Raw genomic sequence first — 15,364 nt, forward strand, 5'->3', positions numbered from 1 at the left:
GTCTTCAGTTGTGGAAATGTAATGCTGGAAATTACTGGAAGCAACTGGAATAGCTTGGCTTTCCCTGGGGCCGCTGTTAAGGTGCGGAAACGTGGATCTGGACGGGCTGGAAGCACAGATGGGGAAGCTGAGGAAAGCCATCCGGCAGGCGACGACGGCCGGGCGGCACGCCGAGGCGCGGGCGCTGCGGGCCCGGCTGCGGGAGGCCGAGCGTCAGTGGGACGCCGAGGTCGAGCAGCCCGCGACACAACCTCCGCTGGTTCCGGTACGCGAACAGGTCCACCGGGCGCTGACCCTGCTCGGCGCCCCGACCGCCGCGAAGATGATCGTCGCGGTCGACGAGTCGTTCTTCGGCGGCCAGATGGCCAACACCCAGCTCACCAGCCTCCGGCGCGACGAGGAGAAGTCCTACCGGTCGGCGCCCGGCGCCCGGCCCTACTACCTGTGCGCGGCGCTCACCTCCGAACTGCTGTCCCCGGCCCGCGGTTTACTGGCGCTCAGCACGTGGGGGCTGCCGCAGCGGATCATCGGGCCGCTGAGCCCGCGCACCGACTTCCTGACCTCGGCCGTCCGGCTCGCCGAGCACCTCATGCGGCTCGACGACGCCTCGCCGGGCGCGTTCCGGCTGCTGGGGCAGCTGGCGCAGAACATCCCGGGGGCCGGCGACGGCTTCGGACCGGCCGATCCGGCCAAGGTGATCGCCGCGGCGGGGGCGGAGCTGGCCGTACACCAGGAGAGGGATCAGATGGACAGGCGGGAGGCGGCCGCGCGGGCGGCAGACCGGCTCGGGCCGGTCGAGCGGCTCTTCGGTTCGGGAGTCAAGACGGTGAGGTCCGCGTGAACCGGCTCGACGCCATCCGGGGCACCACGCCGGGGCAGGACCACAACGCGCGCAGCATCGCCGCCCTGGCGGCGAACCCGGCGTGCGACCGGCGGGCGGTCCTCGACGCGGCGGCGATCGACAAGCCCCGGCTGATGCGGCGGTTGCGGTTCGACGACCGGTGGGGCCAGTCGCCGTTCGCGATCCAGCGCAACCAGCAGTTCACCGACCTGGTGAAGGCCAACGGCGCGGCCCACCTGCTGCGGCTGCTGCGCACCCTGCTCGACCTGCCCATCGAGGAGGCGGGTTACGTCAACCTCGAAGACGCCGGGGGCAACGAGGGCCACGTCGCGCGGCACGGGCACACCCGCCGCATCATCCGGCAGACCGCCGAGGGCCGGGGCCGGGCCACCATCCTCGACCGGCCGCTGCTGCGGCTCGACGTCGCGGGCGCGCAGGTCTACCTGGAACCCGACGTCATCGCGTTCCAGCTGGGCGGCCGGTTCCACATCGTGGCGATCAAGTCGTTCGCGATCGTCGACGACCAGGCCGACACCCCGAAGGTGTCGGCGGCGGCGCGCGAGGCGGCGGTCTACGTCCACGCGCTGCGCGACCTCGTCGGCCGCGACCTGGTCTCCCACGACGTGATCCTGGTCTGCCCGCGCGACTTCACCAACGAGCCGACGGCGACCACGGTCGACGTCCGCCACCAGCTCGTCACCCTCGCCCGGCAGCTCTCCCGGCTGACCCGGATCGACACGATCCTCGACCGGCTGCCCGCCGGCCTCAGCCTCGACGTCGACGCGCTGCCGGCGGCCCAGATCGAGGCCGCCGTGGCCGCCATCCCGGCGCGTTACGCGCCGCAGTGCCTGTCGGCCTGCGAGTTGTCGCACCTGTGCCGCCGCGAGGCCCACGACCTGGGTCACCTCGACGCGCTGGGCCGCATCGTCCGCGACGACCTGGGCGGCATCGAGTCGGTGCAGACCGCGCTGCGGGTGGCGACCCCGGGCGAGCCGGTGGCCGACGACCAGGCCGAGATCGCCGAGCGGCTCCGCCACGTGGCGCGCCTCTACGACGAGGCGGTCGCGTGAGCCTGCTCCACTCCTACGTGAAGGTGCGGGCGCGGGAACGGGGACGGGCGCTGCCGCGCGCCACCGTGCGCCACGTCCATCTGGCCGAGGCGCCCATGGTGTTCGTGCCGCTGCGGCTGGCCGGTGAGGCCGCCGCGCCGCTCGGCGCGATGGTCGGCACCGACCCCGCCCGGCCGAAGTTGCTCGTGGTGCCGCAGCCGCGCAACCGCGACCTGCGGTTCCAGTTCCTCGCCGACCTGGGGGCGGTGCTGCTGCCCTACGTCGACCGCATCTCCCGGCAGGTCGAGACGGTCGAGGCCAAGACGCCGTTCGACCGCTGCCTCGACGCGCCCCAGATCGTCGTGCCGAGCCCCGGCGGCGTCGAGTTCACCGCCAAGCTGGGCCGCTCCTCGCGGTTCCGGCGCACGACCGGGCCCTACGCGGTCGACCCGGCGGTGCCGATGCTGGGCCGGTGGTTGACGTTCCTGGCCGAGCAGAGCGAGTTCGCCGGGTCGTCGCTGATGGTGGCGATGACCGACCTGCTGACCGCCCACTGGGTGACCGGGCAGAGCGCCGCCGAAGACGGCGACCTGGCCGCGCTGCTCGGCTGGATCGACCCGCCCGAGGGCCTGACCGGCCCCGAGGCGGCGGCGCTGGCCGACGACCCGCTGAGCCCACCCGCCGGGCCTGACACCCATCCCGAGTTCGACCGGCAGGAGCTCCAGAAGGCGATCGAGCACTACGACGCGACCGGCTCGGCCGCGCAGGTCGAAGAGGCGCTGCACGGCCAGCTGCGGCCCACGTGGGATCGCATGTGGCAGGCGATCGGGCTGCTCGCGGCGCTGAAGGAGTCGCCCGGCGCGACCGCGCGCTGGGAGCGCGACCGCGTCCACGTCGCCCTCCACCGCGCCTGGATCGACGGCGGCGGCCTGCCGCAGGGCAAGCGCGACAGCGCGGTCGCGGCGGCCAAGCGGCTGGCCCGGCTGGAGGCGGCGCAGCAGTCGTTCGAGGCGACCCGCGCCTTCGACGACCCGCTCGTGATGGCCGAATACCGGGCCGACGGGGTGGCGTTCGCGGGCGAGGTCGTGGCCGTCGACCTGACGCGGCGCATCGTGCCGCCGGGCGGCAAGCGCGAGGTACCGCGTCCCCTGGTGACGATCGAGACCGCCGATCCGGTACGCCTGGCGAAGGGCAAGAAGGTGCGCTCGCCCTCCCGTCCGCGTCAGTCGGCGACCATCGCCGACATCACCGAGACGACGGTGACCGTCCAGATCGACGACGGCATGGGCCGGGGCGGCCAGCCCGCCGAGGGCAGCGTGCCGGGGGTCGGGACCGTGATCTGCTACACCGAGCTCGACCCCGGCGAGTCGCGCCGCGCGCCCCTGCCGCCGCGCGAGGAGACGCCGTGGACCCACGGCGGCCCGCCGCCCGAGTACGTGCCCACCGACGACGACGCGATGGAGCCCTGGTCGTGACCCCCGCCGAGGCCGCCAGGGCGGCCACCGAGACCATCCTCGCCGACTACACCAGCGCCGCCTCCCCGGGCCTGGTGGTCGACTCGCCGCCCGGCGCCGGGAAGACGACGCTGGTCGTCGAGACCACCGCCGCCATCGCCGCCAAGGGCGAGCGGCTGATGATCGTGGCCCAGACCAACGAGCAGGTCGACGACCTGGTCGACCGGCTGGCGCGCCGCTCCCCCGAGCTGACCATCGGGCGGCTGCACGCCGAGGGCTTCGACCCGCCCGAGCGGGTCCGCCGCCACGCCGCCGTCACCACCGGCAGCAAGATCGCCCAGGTCGACGCCTGCCAGGTCGTCACCGCCACCGCCGACAAGTGGGCCTACGTCGCCGACCGGAGCTGGACGTGGGCGATCGTCGACGAGGCTTACCAGATGCGCTCCGACAAGCTCCTCGGGGTGGCGCGGCTGTTCGCCGACGGGCACGCGCTGTTCGTCGGCGACCCGGGGCAGCTCGACCCGTTCAGCGTGGTCGACAGCGAGCGGTGGACCGGCCTGAAGTGGGATCCGCTGCAGAGCGCCGTCGCGGTGACCCAGCGGCTCAACGGGCTGCGCACCCACCGGCTGCCGGTGTCGTGGCGGCTGCCCGCCAGCGCCGCGCCGATGGTGGCCGAGGCGTTCTACCCGGCGGGCGGCTTCACGGCCGGCACCGAGGAGGGCGTCCGCCGGCTGGAGCTGACCGTGCCGGGCATGCGCTCGTCGTTCGACCGGACGGTCGAGATGGCCGCCGCCACCGGGTGGGCGCTGTACGAGCTGCCGAACCGGCACACCGTGCGCACCGACCCGGAGGCCGCGCAGGCGTGCGCCGAGATCGCCCGGCGGATGGTCCAGCGCGGCGCGGTCGCCCACGACGAGCACGGCTCCCACCCGGTGACCCCCGACCGGATCGCGATCGGCTGCGCCCACAACGACCAGGTCGCCGCGGTGAAGCTGGCCGGGCCGCCCGAGGGCGTCACCGTCGACACGGCCAACCGGCTCCAGGGCCGCGAGTACGACGTCACGATCGTGCTCCACCCGCTGTCGGGCCGACGCGACGCGACCGCGTTCCACCTGGAGTCGGGGCGGCTCTGCGTGCTGACCTCGCGGCACCGGCACGCCTGCGTCGTGGTGGCCCGCGCGGGCATCGCCGACCTGCTCGACCACCATCCGATGAGCCCCCGGGTGCAGCTCAACGTGCCGATCAAGTTCCCCGACGGGTGGGCCGCGAACCACGCGGTCCTGGCCCACCTGGAGAACTACCGGGCCTGAGCCAGCACGTCGCCGACCAGGGTCTCGGTCAGTCTGATCTTGTACGCCGTCTCGGCGAACGCCGGCGTCCAGTCGAGGCGGGCCGCCCGCGCGAACAGCTCCTCCGACGGCGCGTGGCCGGTGAGGGCCGCCTCGACCTCGGGCAGCCGCAGCGGCACCGCCGCCACTCCCCCGACCGCCACCCCGGCCCGCACGACGACGCCGTCGCGCACGGTCAGGTGGGCGACCGCCTCGGCCAGCGGCCACTCGGCCGAGGCGCGGCCGATGGCGCGCTTGTACCCGGCCCGCTCGCCCTCGGCCGGCGGCGGCAGGGTGACCGCGGTGAGCAGGTCGGACGGGTCGAGCAGGTGGTCGCGGGCCCCGTCGCCGTAGAGGTCGGCCACCGGCTTGGACGGCCGGTCTTCGATCTCGGCGACGGCGTCGTAGGTGAGCAGCGCCATCGCCACCGACGACGGGTGGGGCGCGACGCACGGCCCGAGGTCGAGCACTACGGCGCGCTCCCCCGGGTTGCCGCGCGCCGGGCAACCCTCGCCGCCGGTCTTCAGGCACTCGTAGTGCTCGTTGCGGTAGTAGCGGCAGCGGGTGCGCTGGAGCAGCACCCCGCCGAGCGTGGCGGCCCGCCTGATCTGCGGTGTCGCCAGCGCCCCGGCGGTGAGCGCGAGGGCGGGGTAGGCGGCGGTGAGGGCGGGGTCGGTCGCCAGGGTGTCGACGGTGACCATCGCGCCGATGCGGAAGCCGCCGTCGCCGGTGGTCTCGATCGACCGGAGGCCCCGGTCGTACAGGTCGATGATCGGGCCGGTCGAGCGGCCCGACAGGCGGCGTTCCATCAGGTCGGTGCCGCCCGCCAGATATTCGGTCATCGGGGCATCCCTTCGAGCAGCCGGTCGGGGCGGATGGGCAGGTCGAGCGGGCGGAATCCGGTCGCGTTGAAGACCGCGTTGCCCACCGAGGCGGCGACCGAGACGGTGCACACCTCGCCGAGCCCGATGCCGCCGCCCGGGACGTGGTCCCAGCCGTCCTCGTGGAAGTGGATGGTCATCTCGGGGGTGTCCTTGACGCCCGGCAGGCGGTAGTCCTCCAGGTTCGCCGACAGGACCACGCCCGTGCGCGGGTCGGTGACCCGCTCCTCGTAGAGGGCGTAGCCGATGCCCTGCACGATGCCGCCCTCGCACTGGTTGCGCGCGGCGGCCCGGTTGTAGATCGCGCCGACGGCGACGCCGCCCCACACCCGGGTGACCCGCGTGTGGCCGAGCAGGGTGTCGACCTCGACTTCGGTGACGTGGACGGCTCCCGCCAGCCCCCGGCCGATGCGCAGGTGGTCCATCGACACCGGGACCGCCGAACCGCGCCGGTCCTTGGGCCGTTCGCCCAGGATGGTCACGCCCTCGGCCTCGGCGACCGGCTTGCCGCCCAGGCGCGCGGCGAGTTTCCCGGCCGCGTCGCGGGCGGCCGGGCCGACCGAGGCGGTCGACCGGCTGCCGCCCGCCACCGGGCCGTGGGGCGCGTCGGAGTGGCCGAGCTCGACGACGATGTCGGCGTCGGGGAAGACCTCCCTGACGGCGTTGCGGATGACGGTCCGGACGCCGGTGCCGATGTCCTGGGTGGCGGTGCGGGCGACGATCCGGCCGTCGCGCACGGTGAGCTCGACCTTGGTGTCGAGGTCGGCGGTGTAGATCCAGTTGGCCGCCGCCGCCCCGACCCCGCGCCGGTAGCGGCCGGTCTGGGGCGCGGCGGGCCGGTCGCGCCACAGCGGGAGCTCGCCGGCGATCTCGTAGAGGGCGCGGCGGCGGCGGTTGCCGTCCCAGGTGCGCCGGAGCTTGAGCGGGTCGGCGCCCAGGCGGTGGGCGATCGCGTCGACGCCCTGCTCGACCGCCCACGCGAACGGCGGCCCGCCCGGCCCCCGGAACGGGCTGGCCGGGGGCGCGTTGCCGATCACGTCGCGGTCGCGGACGTGGCGGGGGCCGAAGCCGTACATGAGCAGGCCCAGGGTGGCGACCATGGAGCCGGTCGAGACCCCGCCGTGGCCCGAGACGTCGAGCGAGATCGCGGCCAGCCCGCCGGTCGGGGTGCCGAGCATGCGCAGCTCCGACCGGGTGCCGGGCCGGTAGCCGGTGTCGGTGAGCTCCTCGGCGCGCGACATCGCGACCCTGACAGGGCGGCCCAGCTTCCTCGACAGCTCGACGGCGGCGACCACGTCGGTGCTGAGACCGAGCTTCGAGCCGAACCCGCCGCCGACGTGATGGGCGACGACCTCGACCTTCGGCGGGTTCCAGCGTTTGGCGGCGGCGGCCTTGACGTGCGGGAGCGCCTGGGTGGAGACGTAGAGCGTCAGCCCGTCGGGCCGCCAGTCGGCGACCGAGGCGTGCGGTTCAAGCGCGGTGTGCGACTGGCCGGAGGTGGTGAACGTGGCGGCGAAGTAGCCGGGCGCGTTCCGCTCCTCGGCGGCGTCGAGCCGCCGCCGGGCGGCGCGTCCGCGCCAGGCGGAGGCGTAACCCGACCGGACGTTGCCCCGCCACCGGCCCGGGAACCCGGCGCCTTCGGCGCTGGAGGGCGCGTTCTTCTGGTCGGCGGCGTCAGCGAAGATCACTGGTGCGCCGTCACGCCGGGCCTCCTCGGGGTCGACGACGGAGGGCAGCGCCTCGTAGCCGACCGCGACCCGCTCGGCCAGCTCCCTGGCGAGGGCGGGCGTCTCTGCGGCCACGGCCGCGATCGGCTGACCGGTGTAGCGGACGACGTCGCCCCGCAGAAGGCGGACCGCGCCCTCGGGCAGGTCGACGGTGACCCGTGCGTGAGGAAGCCGCGAACGCACGATCGCCCCGTGGAGCATGCCCGGCAGGGTCACGTCGACCGTGTACTCGGCCGCGCCCGTCACCTTGGCGGGGGCCTCGACGCGGGCGGCCACCGGCTCGCGGTCGTCGAACGCGCCCGCGCAGGCCTTCTGGACGGCGGTGAGGATGTTCTCGTAGGCCCCGCACCGGCACAGGTGCCCGGTCAGCGCGTCGGCGACCTCCTCGCGGGAGGGCACTCCCTCGCGGTCCTTGCGCCACCGGTCGTGGAAGGCGACCGCCTCGGTCACGAAGCCCGGCGTGCAGAAGCCGCACTGGAGCGCGTCGCACTCGACGAAGGCCCGCTGGACGGGATGGTCACCACCCACCCCCTCGACGGTGGTGACCTCGGTCCCGTCGAGCCGGACGGCGGGCAGCAGGCAGGACACCCTCGGTTCGCCGTCGACGAGGATCGTGCAGGCCCCGCAGACCCCGGCGCCGCAGGAGACCTTGGTGCCGGTGGCCCCGAACACCGTCCGGATCACGTCGGCGGCGGTGTCGTCGGGGCCGGGGTCGTGCTCGCGGGGACTGCCGTTGAACGTCAGGCGCATCGGAGGATTCCCTTCGGCTCGCATCCGGAGTGAATGTTCACTCCGCTTAGGAGCGTATGTCAAGCAGCGCCCACGTGGCCGCCTCCGCCGCCGCCAGGTCGTCGTCGGTCAGCCGCAGCCCCGAGCGCCGCGCCTTCACCAGCCCGACCAGCGCGCCGTAGACGAGCGCGACCAGCATGTTCGGCTCGCCGGGCCGGATCTCCCCCGCCTTCTGCCCCTGGGAGACGAACTCCACCGCCATCCCGTCGACCGACGCCGAGGCGGTGCGGCTGTCGACGTTGAGGTAGCTCTCGTGCTGCTGGAGTTCGAGGAAGGCGAACGCCTCAGGATGGTCGGCGGCGAACCCGACGAACGCGTGGAAGATCGCCGCGAAGGTGGCCGCGTAGGAGGCGTCGGCCGGGCGCGCGGCCGCGATCCGCTCGGCCAGCCGCTCCTTCCAGAGCCGGTAGACGGCGTTCCCGAGCGCCTCTTTGCTCGGGAAGTACCGGTAGAGGGTGCCCACCGACACCCCCGCCCGGTCGGCCACCACGGCCACCGGGGTGTCGCCATAGGTACGCTCGTCGAACACCGCGAGCGCTGCGTCGAGCAGCGCCGCACGCGTACCTCCCGCTCGTGTCATTCCGGCAGTCTACGGTGGGCCTCGTGGGGATGACCTGGGACGAACCGGCCACAGTCGCCGAGGCGGAGGCGATCCAGACGCGGCTGCGCCCGCTGGCCGACCTGACCTCAGAAGGACCTGCCGAGATCGGCCTCACGGCCGGGCTCGACGTCGGCTACGCGGCCGACGGCACGGTCACCGGAGCCGTCGTGGTGCTCGACGCCGACCTGAACGTCGTCGACCAGGCGGTGGCCCGGGAGAAGGCCCGGTTCCCCTACGTGCCGGGGCTGTTCGCGTTCCGCGAGATCCCGCCCCTGCTGACGGCGCTGTCCCGGCTGTCGGTCACCCCCGGCCTGCTGGTCTGCGACGGCTACGGGGTGGCCCACCCGCGCCGGTTCGGGCTGGCCTGCCATCTGGGCGTGCTGACCGGCCTGCCCGCGATCGGGGTGGCGAAGACGGCGTTCGTCGGCACCCACGAGGTGCCCGCCGACGAGCGCGGGTCGTGGACGCCGATCGTCCTCGACGGCGAGACGGTCGGCCGGGCGCTGCGGACCCGGAGTGGGGTGAAGCCGGTCTACGTGTCGCAGGGGCATCGCATGAGCCTGGACAACGCGTGCGCCCAGGTGCTGCGGCTGGCCCCGGCGTTCCGGCTGCCCGAGCCGATCAGGCTGGCCGACCGGCTCTCTCGTACCTGACCGACAGGTCGGGCTTCCAGACGCCCTCCTCCTGCGCGAGCTCCCAGCCGCCCTCGATGACGTCGCCGTCGAGGGTGGCGGTGTAGCGCTGGGCGAACCCGGGCTGGTCGCGCCACATCCGCCAGACGCCGTCGTCGACGGTGCACTGGTAGACGCGGTGGACGCCCCGGCCGTCGGAGTAGAGCTGGGTGAACCTCCCGGTGTCGCCGTCGACGCCGTAGACGCAGACGGCGGGGAACAACTCGGGCATGCCCTGGTCGCCGGGGAAGACGTCGGTGTGCTGGACGACGAACCGGTCGTCGAGCCACGCGAACACCGACCTGACGCGGCCGAGCACCTGACCGCCGGGGAGCGCGGTCGTGACGGCCCACTCGCCGATGAGAGGCTTCAATCGCTGCATTCCGCATGCCTAGCAGAAGGCGGCGGGTGCGGGCACCGCCTTCTCGGCGGCGCGGCTGACCTCCTCCCAGGCCGCCCAGGTCTCCATCCGCGTGCGGGAGACGTCGAAGGCGAGGTCGTAGACGAGGCTGCCCAGCAGCAGCCGCAGCGGCGGGTCGTCGCTGTCGACGAGCGTCATGACGGCGTGGGCGGCGAGCTCCGGCAGGCTGTCGACCGACCCCTCGGCGAACCGTTTCTCCAGCTCGGCCCGGAGCGGCGCGTAGACGTCCAGGGGCTCGGTCGTGACCAGCCCGGTGGTGTAGAGGCCGGTCCAGTAGCCGCCGGGCTCGACGATGGTGACCTTGACGCCGAACGCCTCGGCCTCGGCCGCCAGCGCCTCGCTCATGCCTTCGAGGGCGAACTTGCTCGCGCTGTACATCCCCGTGAGGGGGAAGCCGCCCAGCGCGCCGATGCTGGAGATCTGCAGGATGTGGCCGCTCCCCTGGTCGCGCAGGTGCGGCAGCACGGCCTGGGCGACCCAGAGGGGGCCGAAGAAGTTCGTGTCCATCTGGGCACGGGCCTCGGCCTCGCCGAACTCCTCCAGCATGCCCATGGCGAGGTAGCCGGCGTTGTTGACGACGACGTCGAGGCGGCCCATCCGCCGCACCGCCTCGTCGACGGCGGCCCGGACGGCCGCGCGGTCGGTGACGTCCAGGGGAAGGGCGAGGAAGCGGTCGCCGTGTTCGGCGGCGAGCGCCTCCAGCGGGGCGATGCCGCGGGCCGCCCCGACGACGCGGTCGCCCGCGGCGAGCGCGGCCTTCGCGAAGGCCAGGCCGAGGCCCCGGCTCGCACCGGTGACGAACCACACACGATCAACGGTCATGTCAGATCTCCTGAGAGGTTTTGGCGAGACGAACCGTCTCGGCTCGCCATGACTGTAATACGAGACGGTCCGTCTCGTCTACACTTCTCCCATGACGACGCAGCGAAAGGCGCCCGACGCGGCCCGGCGCAACGAGGCCGCCCGCCGGGCGATCCTCACCGCCGCACTCGACCTGGCCGGCGAGGTCGGTTACGCCCGCCTGAGCATCGAGGCCATCGCCGCCCGCGCCGGGGCGGGCAAGCAGACGATCTACCGGTGGTGGCCGTCGAAGGGGGCGGTGCTGTTCGACGCGCTGCTCATGCTCGCCGAGGGCCCGCCGGACCAGCCCGCCGACCTGCCGGACACGGGTGACCTGGAAGCCGACCTGAAGATGGTGCTCCGCGCCACCGTCGCCGAGCTGACCGAGCCGCGCTACAGCGAGCCGATGCGCGCCCTGGCGATCGAGATCCTGCTCGACCCGGCCCTCGCCGCCGACTACGCCGAGCGCCTCGACGAACCGATGAGGGAGCTCAAGCGGCGCCGGCTCCGCAAGGCCCAGGAGGCCGGGCAACTCGGGCCCGGCGTCGACCTCGACGTGGCCGTCGACCTGCTCTGGGGCCCGCTGAAGAACCGCTGGCTGCACCGCGAGGGCCCGCTGACGGCCGAGTTCGCCGACGCCGTCGTGGAGACCGCGCTCAACGGGCTCCGGCAGGGCCGCTGAGTAGCCCCCTACTCTCCCCTGGACCGTTCCGGGCGGCCATGGTGGACTTCCGACATTCCTTCCGAAGGCCACCAGGAGCCAGATATGGACGCAAAGGCCGTCTTAACCGCCGCCGCCGCGGATCCGCAGCCCGAAGCCGCCGCTCCGCAGCCCGTCTGGACGATCGTCCCCGGCACCCTGGCCGACTTCCTGGCCACGGCCGGCACGCTCACCCTCGACCAGCGGCGGCTGATCGTCCGGCAGGCCCTCGTGGTGTTCGAGCAGAACTTCGCGCACCTGCCGCTCAAGGTCGCCATGCACGGCGTCAACCCGGTCCAGCGGCTCCGGCTGCTCCAGGCGCGGCTCAGCCGGCAGCAGACCCCCGACCCCGAATGGGCCTTCCACTTCGAGCTCCAGTCGATCTTCCACTCGGTGCGCGACCTGCACACCGGCTACCAGTTGCCCAGGCCGTTCGCCGACGCGGCGGCGTTCCTGCCGTTCCGCATCGAGCAGGCGGGCGACCGCTACGTCGTCACCCAGGTCAACGCCGGCCTGCTGCCCGTGGGCGGCGACCTCAAGGTCGGCGTCACCGTCACGCACTGGAACGGCATGCCCATCGGCCGGGCCGCCGACGTCAACGGCGAACGCTACGCGGGGAGCAACCTGGCCGCCCGGCACGCGCGCGGGCTGGAGTCGCTGACCCAGCGGTCACTCGCCGGTCACCTGCCGCCCGACGAGGAGTGGGTCGTCGTCTCGTACGTCGACCTCGACGGCAAGCCCCAGGAGCTGCGCCTGCCGTGGCTGGTGCTGCGCCGGACCGTGCCCCCGGCCCCGGTCGGCGGCGACGCGCCGCGCGGCGTGGACATCGAGGGCGAGCAGCTGGCCTCGATCAGGAGCTTCCTGTTCCAGGGCGCCGGCCCGTCGAACTACACCGCGACCGGCATCTTCCTCTGGCGGGCCGTCGAGACGACGTCCGGCACGTTCGGGCACGTCCGCATCACCGGCTTCAGCCTGGGCGAGTTCACCTCGCAGGAGCAGTTCGTGGCGGCGCTGCAGGCGCACGTCGAGGCGTTCGCGCAGATCGTCACGTCGTTGCCGGAGGACGGGCTGATCATCGACATCCGGAGCAACCCGGGCGGCCACATCCTGGCCGGGGAGATCCTGCTCCAGTTCCTCACCCACCGCCGCATCCAGCCCGAACCGGCCCAGATGGTGAGCTCGCCGCTGAACCTGCTGCTGGCCACGCACACCCGCGACTACGCGCGCTGGCGCCGGTCGCTGGAGTTGTCGGTCGAGACGGGCGCGGTCTACTCCGACGCCTTCCCGCTCAGCTCGGAGGAGATCGTCAACGCGTTCGGGCAGTTCTACCACGGCCCGGTCGTGCTGATCACCGACGCGCGCTGCTACTCGACGTCGGACATCTTCGCCGCCGGCTTCGCCGACCACACGATCGGCACGATCATCGGCGTCGACGACAACACCGGCGCGGGCGGCGCCAACGTGGTCGGCCAGGCCGACCTGCTCGACGACCTGCGCGACGTGCCCGGCAGCCCCTACGAGCCGCTGCCGGCGGGCGCCGCGATCAGCGTCGCGATCAGGCGCACCCTGCGGGTGGGCGACTCGGCCGGCACCCCGCTGGAGGACCTCGGCGTGGTCCCGCCGGTCCGCCACCGGCTCACCGTCGCCGACCTGCTGGAGGGCAACCCCGACCTGATGGAGACGGCCGGGCGCGAACTGACCCGGTTGCCGAAGCGGCGGCTCCGGCTGAGCGTGGTCCCGGGCGACGACGCGCTCGTCACCCACTTCGACACCCTCGGCCTCGACCGGGTCGACGTGTACGTCGACGGACGCCCCCGTGGCTCAGTCGACGTCGCCCCCGGGGCCGGCAGCCTCACCCTGCCGGGCACCGGTGAACAGGTCAGGGCCGAGGGATTCCTCGGCGGGGAACTCGTGGCGGTCGCCACGGCCTTCCCCGAGGCGGGTTAGCGGCGGGCCGCGGCCGACCGGCGGACCTTCTTGTCGAGCCAGGTCGGCCCGCTGGAGCGGATCGTGACCGGCGCGTCGAGCTCCTGGGCGACGAGCCCGGCCCACGACTCGGGCGCGGCCGACAGGATCGGGCGGGCGGTGAGCAGGCGCTCGGACTCCCGGGCGCGGTGCTCCAGCCCGCCGCCGGGCACCAGGGTCAGGCCGTCGGCGTACTCACGGCAGACCTTGAGCTCGGGGTGCTCCTCGGCCACGTCGAGGTGGGTCACCGCGATCTCGTCGACGCCGCCGCAGACGCGGGCGGCGTAGCGGAGCGCGACGAGGTCGAGGTGGCCGGTGCGGAACGGGCCCTGCCACTCGCCGGTCATGTTGTGGCGCTCGGGCAGGTGGAGGGTCGGGTCTTCGGTCACGAACGGGCCGTTGCCGTGCCGGGTCATGTACGTCCGGACCACGCCCAGCCGCTTCGCGTCGTCCATGCCGACCTCGCCGAGCAGCTCGAACGCGTTGGTGAACGTGGTGGTCGACCAGGTCGTGTAGGGGTGGAAGCCGTGCCACTCGTCGAGCAGCACGCCCTGCGCGCCCTCGAAGATCAGCGGCCCGCCCGAGGGCAGCCGGCCGGTGTGGACGGTCGCGCCGAACTGGCGGTAGGCCTCGGCGACGTCGTCGACCGACGGCATCCGGATCGGCTGCCCGATCTCGGCGGAGGCCCAGTCGCGCAGCCGCCGCAGCAGCGGACGCAGCGTGCGGGGGTTGCCGCAGTCGGCGACCCGGATGGCGGAGCCCGGGTTGTCGATCGCGTAGGACGCCGTCTCGCCGACGCCCATGCCGCACGAACCGTGGCGGCGCTCGCCCCGGGAACGTTCCCGGAACTGGTTGACACGCATGTGGAAGGGCGTGGTGACCAGCGCCTCGGGGTCGACGGTCAGCAGGTCGAACGGCCGGTGCACGCCCAGGGAGCGCAGGTGGTTGGCCTCGGCGGCCAGCCGCATCGGGTCGACCATCATGAACTTCGACAGGAAGGTCGGCACGCCCCAGAAGGTGCCCGCGCCGAACTGGGCGAAGGTGTGGTGGCGGCCGTCGGGGGTGACGACGTTGTGGCCGGCCTGGCCGCCGCCGTTGTAACGGACGACCGCTCTGACGTTGGCGTGCCGGGAGCACAGGTAGTCGACGATGGTGCCCTTGCCCGCGTCGCCGTATCCGAGGTCGGCGACGATCACGTGGTCTTCCATGGTGGCCTCCACTCTCGCTAGTGGGCCTTCTGGGACATGACGCGGTCGACCACGGTGAGCGCGATCGTGTCGCAGATCGACGAGATGTCGTCGAGCTCGATCACGCGGTCGCCGAGAAGCGTGCGCCACAGGCCGCTGACCTGCTGGTCGCCCGCGTGGGAGGTGCCGCCCGGGATGATCATGTTGATGTCCCAGAGGCGGGAAGCCTCCTTGATCACGGTCTCGGTGCGCACGTCCTTGACCATGGACTCGCCGAACAGCGCGGCCACCTCGTGGCCGGCCACCGTCGGATAGGGCATCTCGTCGCCGATGACGAAGGCGACCCCCTTCACGCCGCGCTTCTCGTGGCAGTCGAGCGCGGTGTGCCGGGCCAGGAAGTAGAGAGCCAGTTCGTAGCTCTCCCGCATGCCGCCGCCCCCGCCGCCCTCCAGGAGGATGCGGCGCAGGTCCTCGTCCATGCGGTTGTCGGACTCGAACTGGCCGATCTGGAGGGGCGCGCGGTCGGAGGTCGCGTCGCCGACGGCGCCGAAGAGGATCTGGGCGTCGGGGACGAGCGCGGTGACCGTGGAGAGCAGGTTCGGCAGGCGTTCCTGTAACTCCCGGGGGACCCGCTGCATCGAACCGGTGACGTCGAAGAAGACCGCGACGGCGACGCTCTCGGGGTGTTGCTGGGAGTCGCGCGCCTCCCGGACCCTCACGTTGTAGGGGTCGAGCGCCTGGTGCACCCGCCAGGTGTGGCGGGGCTGGTCGCGCATCGCCTCGGAGTGGCCGAAGGCGGCCAGGCCGCGCTGCTCGCGGTAGGTCCGCGCGGCCTGGAATTCATCGTCGGACCAGTGGCCCCATCCCATGTGCGGTGACTCCTCATCGGTGGCTTCGAGTGTTTCGGTGG

Annotated in this window: 14 protein-coding genes; 7 read left to right on the forward strand and 7 right to left on the reverse strand. The window is 73.2% G+C overall.

Features of this window, described 5'->3' with window-relative positions:
- The first annotated feature begins 91 nt into the window (after positions 1–91).
- Genes AW271_RS33365 through AW271_RS33380 form a run of 4 tightly spaced genes read left to right on the forward strand, consistent with a single transcriptional unit; the run spans position 92 to position 4,654 of the window.
- Complete coding sequence (locus AW271_RS33365; RefSeq protein WP_245653324.1) at positions 92–841, forward strand: hypothetical protein; 750 nt, start codon at positions 92–94, stop codon at positions 839–841.
- Positions 838–1,911 carry a hypothetical protein gene (locus AW271_RS33370; protein WP_062341601.1) on the forward strand — a complete coding sequence of 358 codons (1,074 nt, stop codon included), beginning with the start codon at positions 838–840 and terminating at the stop codon, positions 1,909–1,911. The genes AW271_RS33365 and AW271_RS33370 overlap by 4 nt, the downstream gene beginning before the upstream one ends.
- Complete coding sequence (locus AW271_RS33375; RefSeq protein WP_062341602.1) at positions 1,908–3,365, forward strand: hypothetical protein; 1,458 nt, start codon at positions 1,908–1,910, stop codon at positions 3,363–3,365. Before AW271_RS33370 ends, AW271_RS33375 begins: the two co-directional genes overlap by 4 nt.
- Positions 3,362–4,654, forward strand: coding sequence for an AAA domain-containing protein (locus tag AW271_RS33380; protein WP_245653325.1), 1,293 nt, complete (start codon positions 3,362–3,364; stop codon positions 4,652–4,654). Before AW271_RS33375 ends, AW271_RS33380 begins: the two co-directional genes overlap by 4 nt.
- On the opposite strand, the gene AW271_RS33385 is transcribed toward AW271_RS33380, so the two are convergent.
- The 3 genes from AW271_RS33385 to AW271_RS33395 are packed head-to-tail and all read right to left on the reverse strand — an operon-like array spanning position 4,642 to position 8,649.
- Positions 4,642–5,514 (reverse strand): FAD binding domain-containing protein, encoded by an 873-nt coding sequence (locus AW271_RS33385; RefSeq protein WP_062341603.1) that lies wholly within the window; start codon positions 5,512–5,514, stop codon positions 4,642–4,644. The genes AW271_RS33380 and AW271_RS33385 overlap by 13 nt on opposite strands.
- Positions 5,511–8,030, reverse strand: coding sequence for a molybdopterin-dependent oxidoreductase (locus AW271_RS33390; protein WP_062341604.1), 2,520 nt, complete (start codon positions 8,028–8,030; stop codon positions 5,511–5,513). The genes AW271_RS33385 and AW271_RS33390 overlap by 4 nt, the downstream gene beginning before the upstream one ends.
- A gap of 46 nt (positions 8,031–8,076) precedes the next feature.
- Positions 8,077–8,649, reverse strand: coding sequence for a TetR/AcrR family transcriptional regulator (locus tag AW271_RS33395; protein WP_063818198.1), 573 nt, complete (start codon positions 8,647–8,649; stop codon positions 8,077–8,079).
- 29 nt (positions 8,650–8,678) lie between these two features.
- Here AW271_RS33395 and AW271_RS33400 point away from each other — a divergent pair, with 29 nt between their 5' ends.
- Positions 8,679–9,323: an endonuclease V gene (locus tag AW271_RS33400; protein ID WP_062341606.1), complete on the forward strand. Its 645-nt coding sequence runs from the start codon at positions 8,679–8,681 to the stop codon at positions 9,321–9,323.
- On the opposite strand, the gene AW271_RS33405 is transcribed toward AW271_RS33400, so the two are convergent.
- Positions 9,292–9,723 carry a hypothetical protein gene (locus AW271_RS33405; RefSeq protein WP_157554897.1) on the reverse strand — a complete coding sequence of 144 codons (432 nt, stop codon included), beginning with the start codon at positions 9,721–9,723 and terminating at the stop codon, positions 9,292–9,294. The genes AW271_RS33400 and AW271_RS33405 overlap by 32 nt on opposite strands.
- Positions 9,724–9,732: 9 nt before the next feature.
- Positions 9,733–10,584, reverse strand: coding sequence for an SDR family NAD(P)-dependent oxidoreductase (locus AW271_RS33410; RefSeq protein WP_062341608.1), 852 nt, complete (start codon positions 10,582–10,584; stop codon positions 9,733–9,735).
- A gap of 91 nt (positions 10,585–10,675) precedes the next feature.
- Here AW271_RS33410 and AW271_RS33415 point away from each other — a divergent pair, with 91 nt between their 5' ends.
- Together AW271_RS33415 and AW271_RS33420 are read left to right on the forward strand one after the other, a co-directional pair.
- Positions 10,676–11,284: a TetR/AcrR family transcriptional regulator gene (locus tag AW271_RS33415; RefSeq protein ID WP_062341609.1), complete on the forward strand. Its 609-nt coding sequence runs from the start codon at positions 10,676–10,678 to the stop codon at positions 11,282–11,284.
- An 84-nt stretch (positions 11,285–11,368) separates the two neighbouring features.
- Positions 11,369–13,249, forward strand: coding sequence for a S41 family peptidase (locus AW271_RS33420; RefSeq protein WP_062341610.1), 1,881 nt, complete (start codon positions 11,369–11,371; stop codon positions 13,247–13,249).
- On the opposite strand, the gene AW271_RS33425 is transcribed toward AW271_RS33420, so the two are convergent.
- Positions 13,246–14,475 carry an adenylosuccinate synthetase gene (locus AW271_RS33425; RefSeq protein WP_062341673.1) on the reverse strand — a complete coding sequence of 410 codons (1,230 nt, stop codon included), beginning with the start codon at positions 14,473–14,475 and terminating at the stop codon, positions 13,246–13,248. The two genes, AW271_RS33420 and AW271_RS33425, sit on opposite strands and share 4 nt — an antisense overlap.
- Before the next feature lie 17 nt (positions 14,476–14,492).
- Positions 14,493–15,323: a hypothetical protein gene (locus AW271_RS33430; RefSeq protein ID WP_062341611.1), complete on the reverse strand. Its 831-nt coding sequence runs from the start codon at positions 15,321–15,323 to the stop codon at positions 14,493–14,495.
- Positions 15,324–15,364: the final 41 nt, after the last annotated feature.

Origin of the sequence: Herbidospora sakaeratensis (genome assembly GCF_001570525.1) — a bacterium.
GTDB classification, from domain to species: Bacteria; Actinomycetota; Actinomycetes; order Streptosporangiales; family Streptosporangiaceae; genus Herbidospora; species Herbidospora sakaeratensis.

Bases quoted from the DNA above. Each gene is read 5' to 3' on its own strand.
- AW271_RS33400 (WP_062341606.1), top strand. From the start codon at position 8,679: ATGACCTGGGACGAACCGGCCACAGTCGCCGAGGCGGAGGCGATCCAG.
- AW271_RS33395 (WP_063818198.1), bottom strand. From the start codon at position 8,649: ATGACACGAGCGGGAGGTACGCGTGCGGCGCTGCTCGACGCAGCGCTC.
- AW271_RS33385 (WP_062341603.1), bottom strand. From the start codon at position 5,514: ATGACCGAATATCTGGCGGGCGGCACCGACCTGATGGAACGCCGCCTG.
- AW271_RS33390 (WP_062341604.1), bottom strand. From the start codon at position 8,030: ATGCGCCTGACGTTCAACGGCAGTCCCCGCGAGCACGACCCCGGCCCC.
- AW271_RS33425 (WP_062341673.1), bottom strand. From the start codon at position 14,475: ATGGAAGACCACGTGATCGTCGCCGACCTCGGATACGGCGACGCGGGC.
- AW271_RS33405 (WP_157554897.1), bottom strand. From the start codon at position 9,723: ATGCAGCGATTGAAGCCTCTCATCGGCGAGTGGGCCGTCACGACCGCG.
- AW271_RS33410 (WP_062341608.1), bottom strand. From the start codon at position 10,584: ATGACCGTTGATCGTGTGTGGTTCGTCACCGGTGCGAGCCGGGGCCTC.
- AW271_RS33420 (WP_062341610.1), top strand. From the start codon at position 11,369: ATGGACGCAAAGGCCGTCTTAACCGCCGCCGCCGCGGATCCGCAGCCC.
- AW271_RS33415 (WP_062341609.1), top strand. From the start codon at position 10,676: ATGACGACGCAGCGAAAGGCGCCCGACGCGGCCCGGCGCAACGAGGCC.
- AW271_RS33430 (WP_062341611.1), bottom strand. From the start codon at position 15,323: ATGGGATGGGGCCACTGGTCCGACGATGAATTCCAGGCCGCGCGGACC.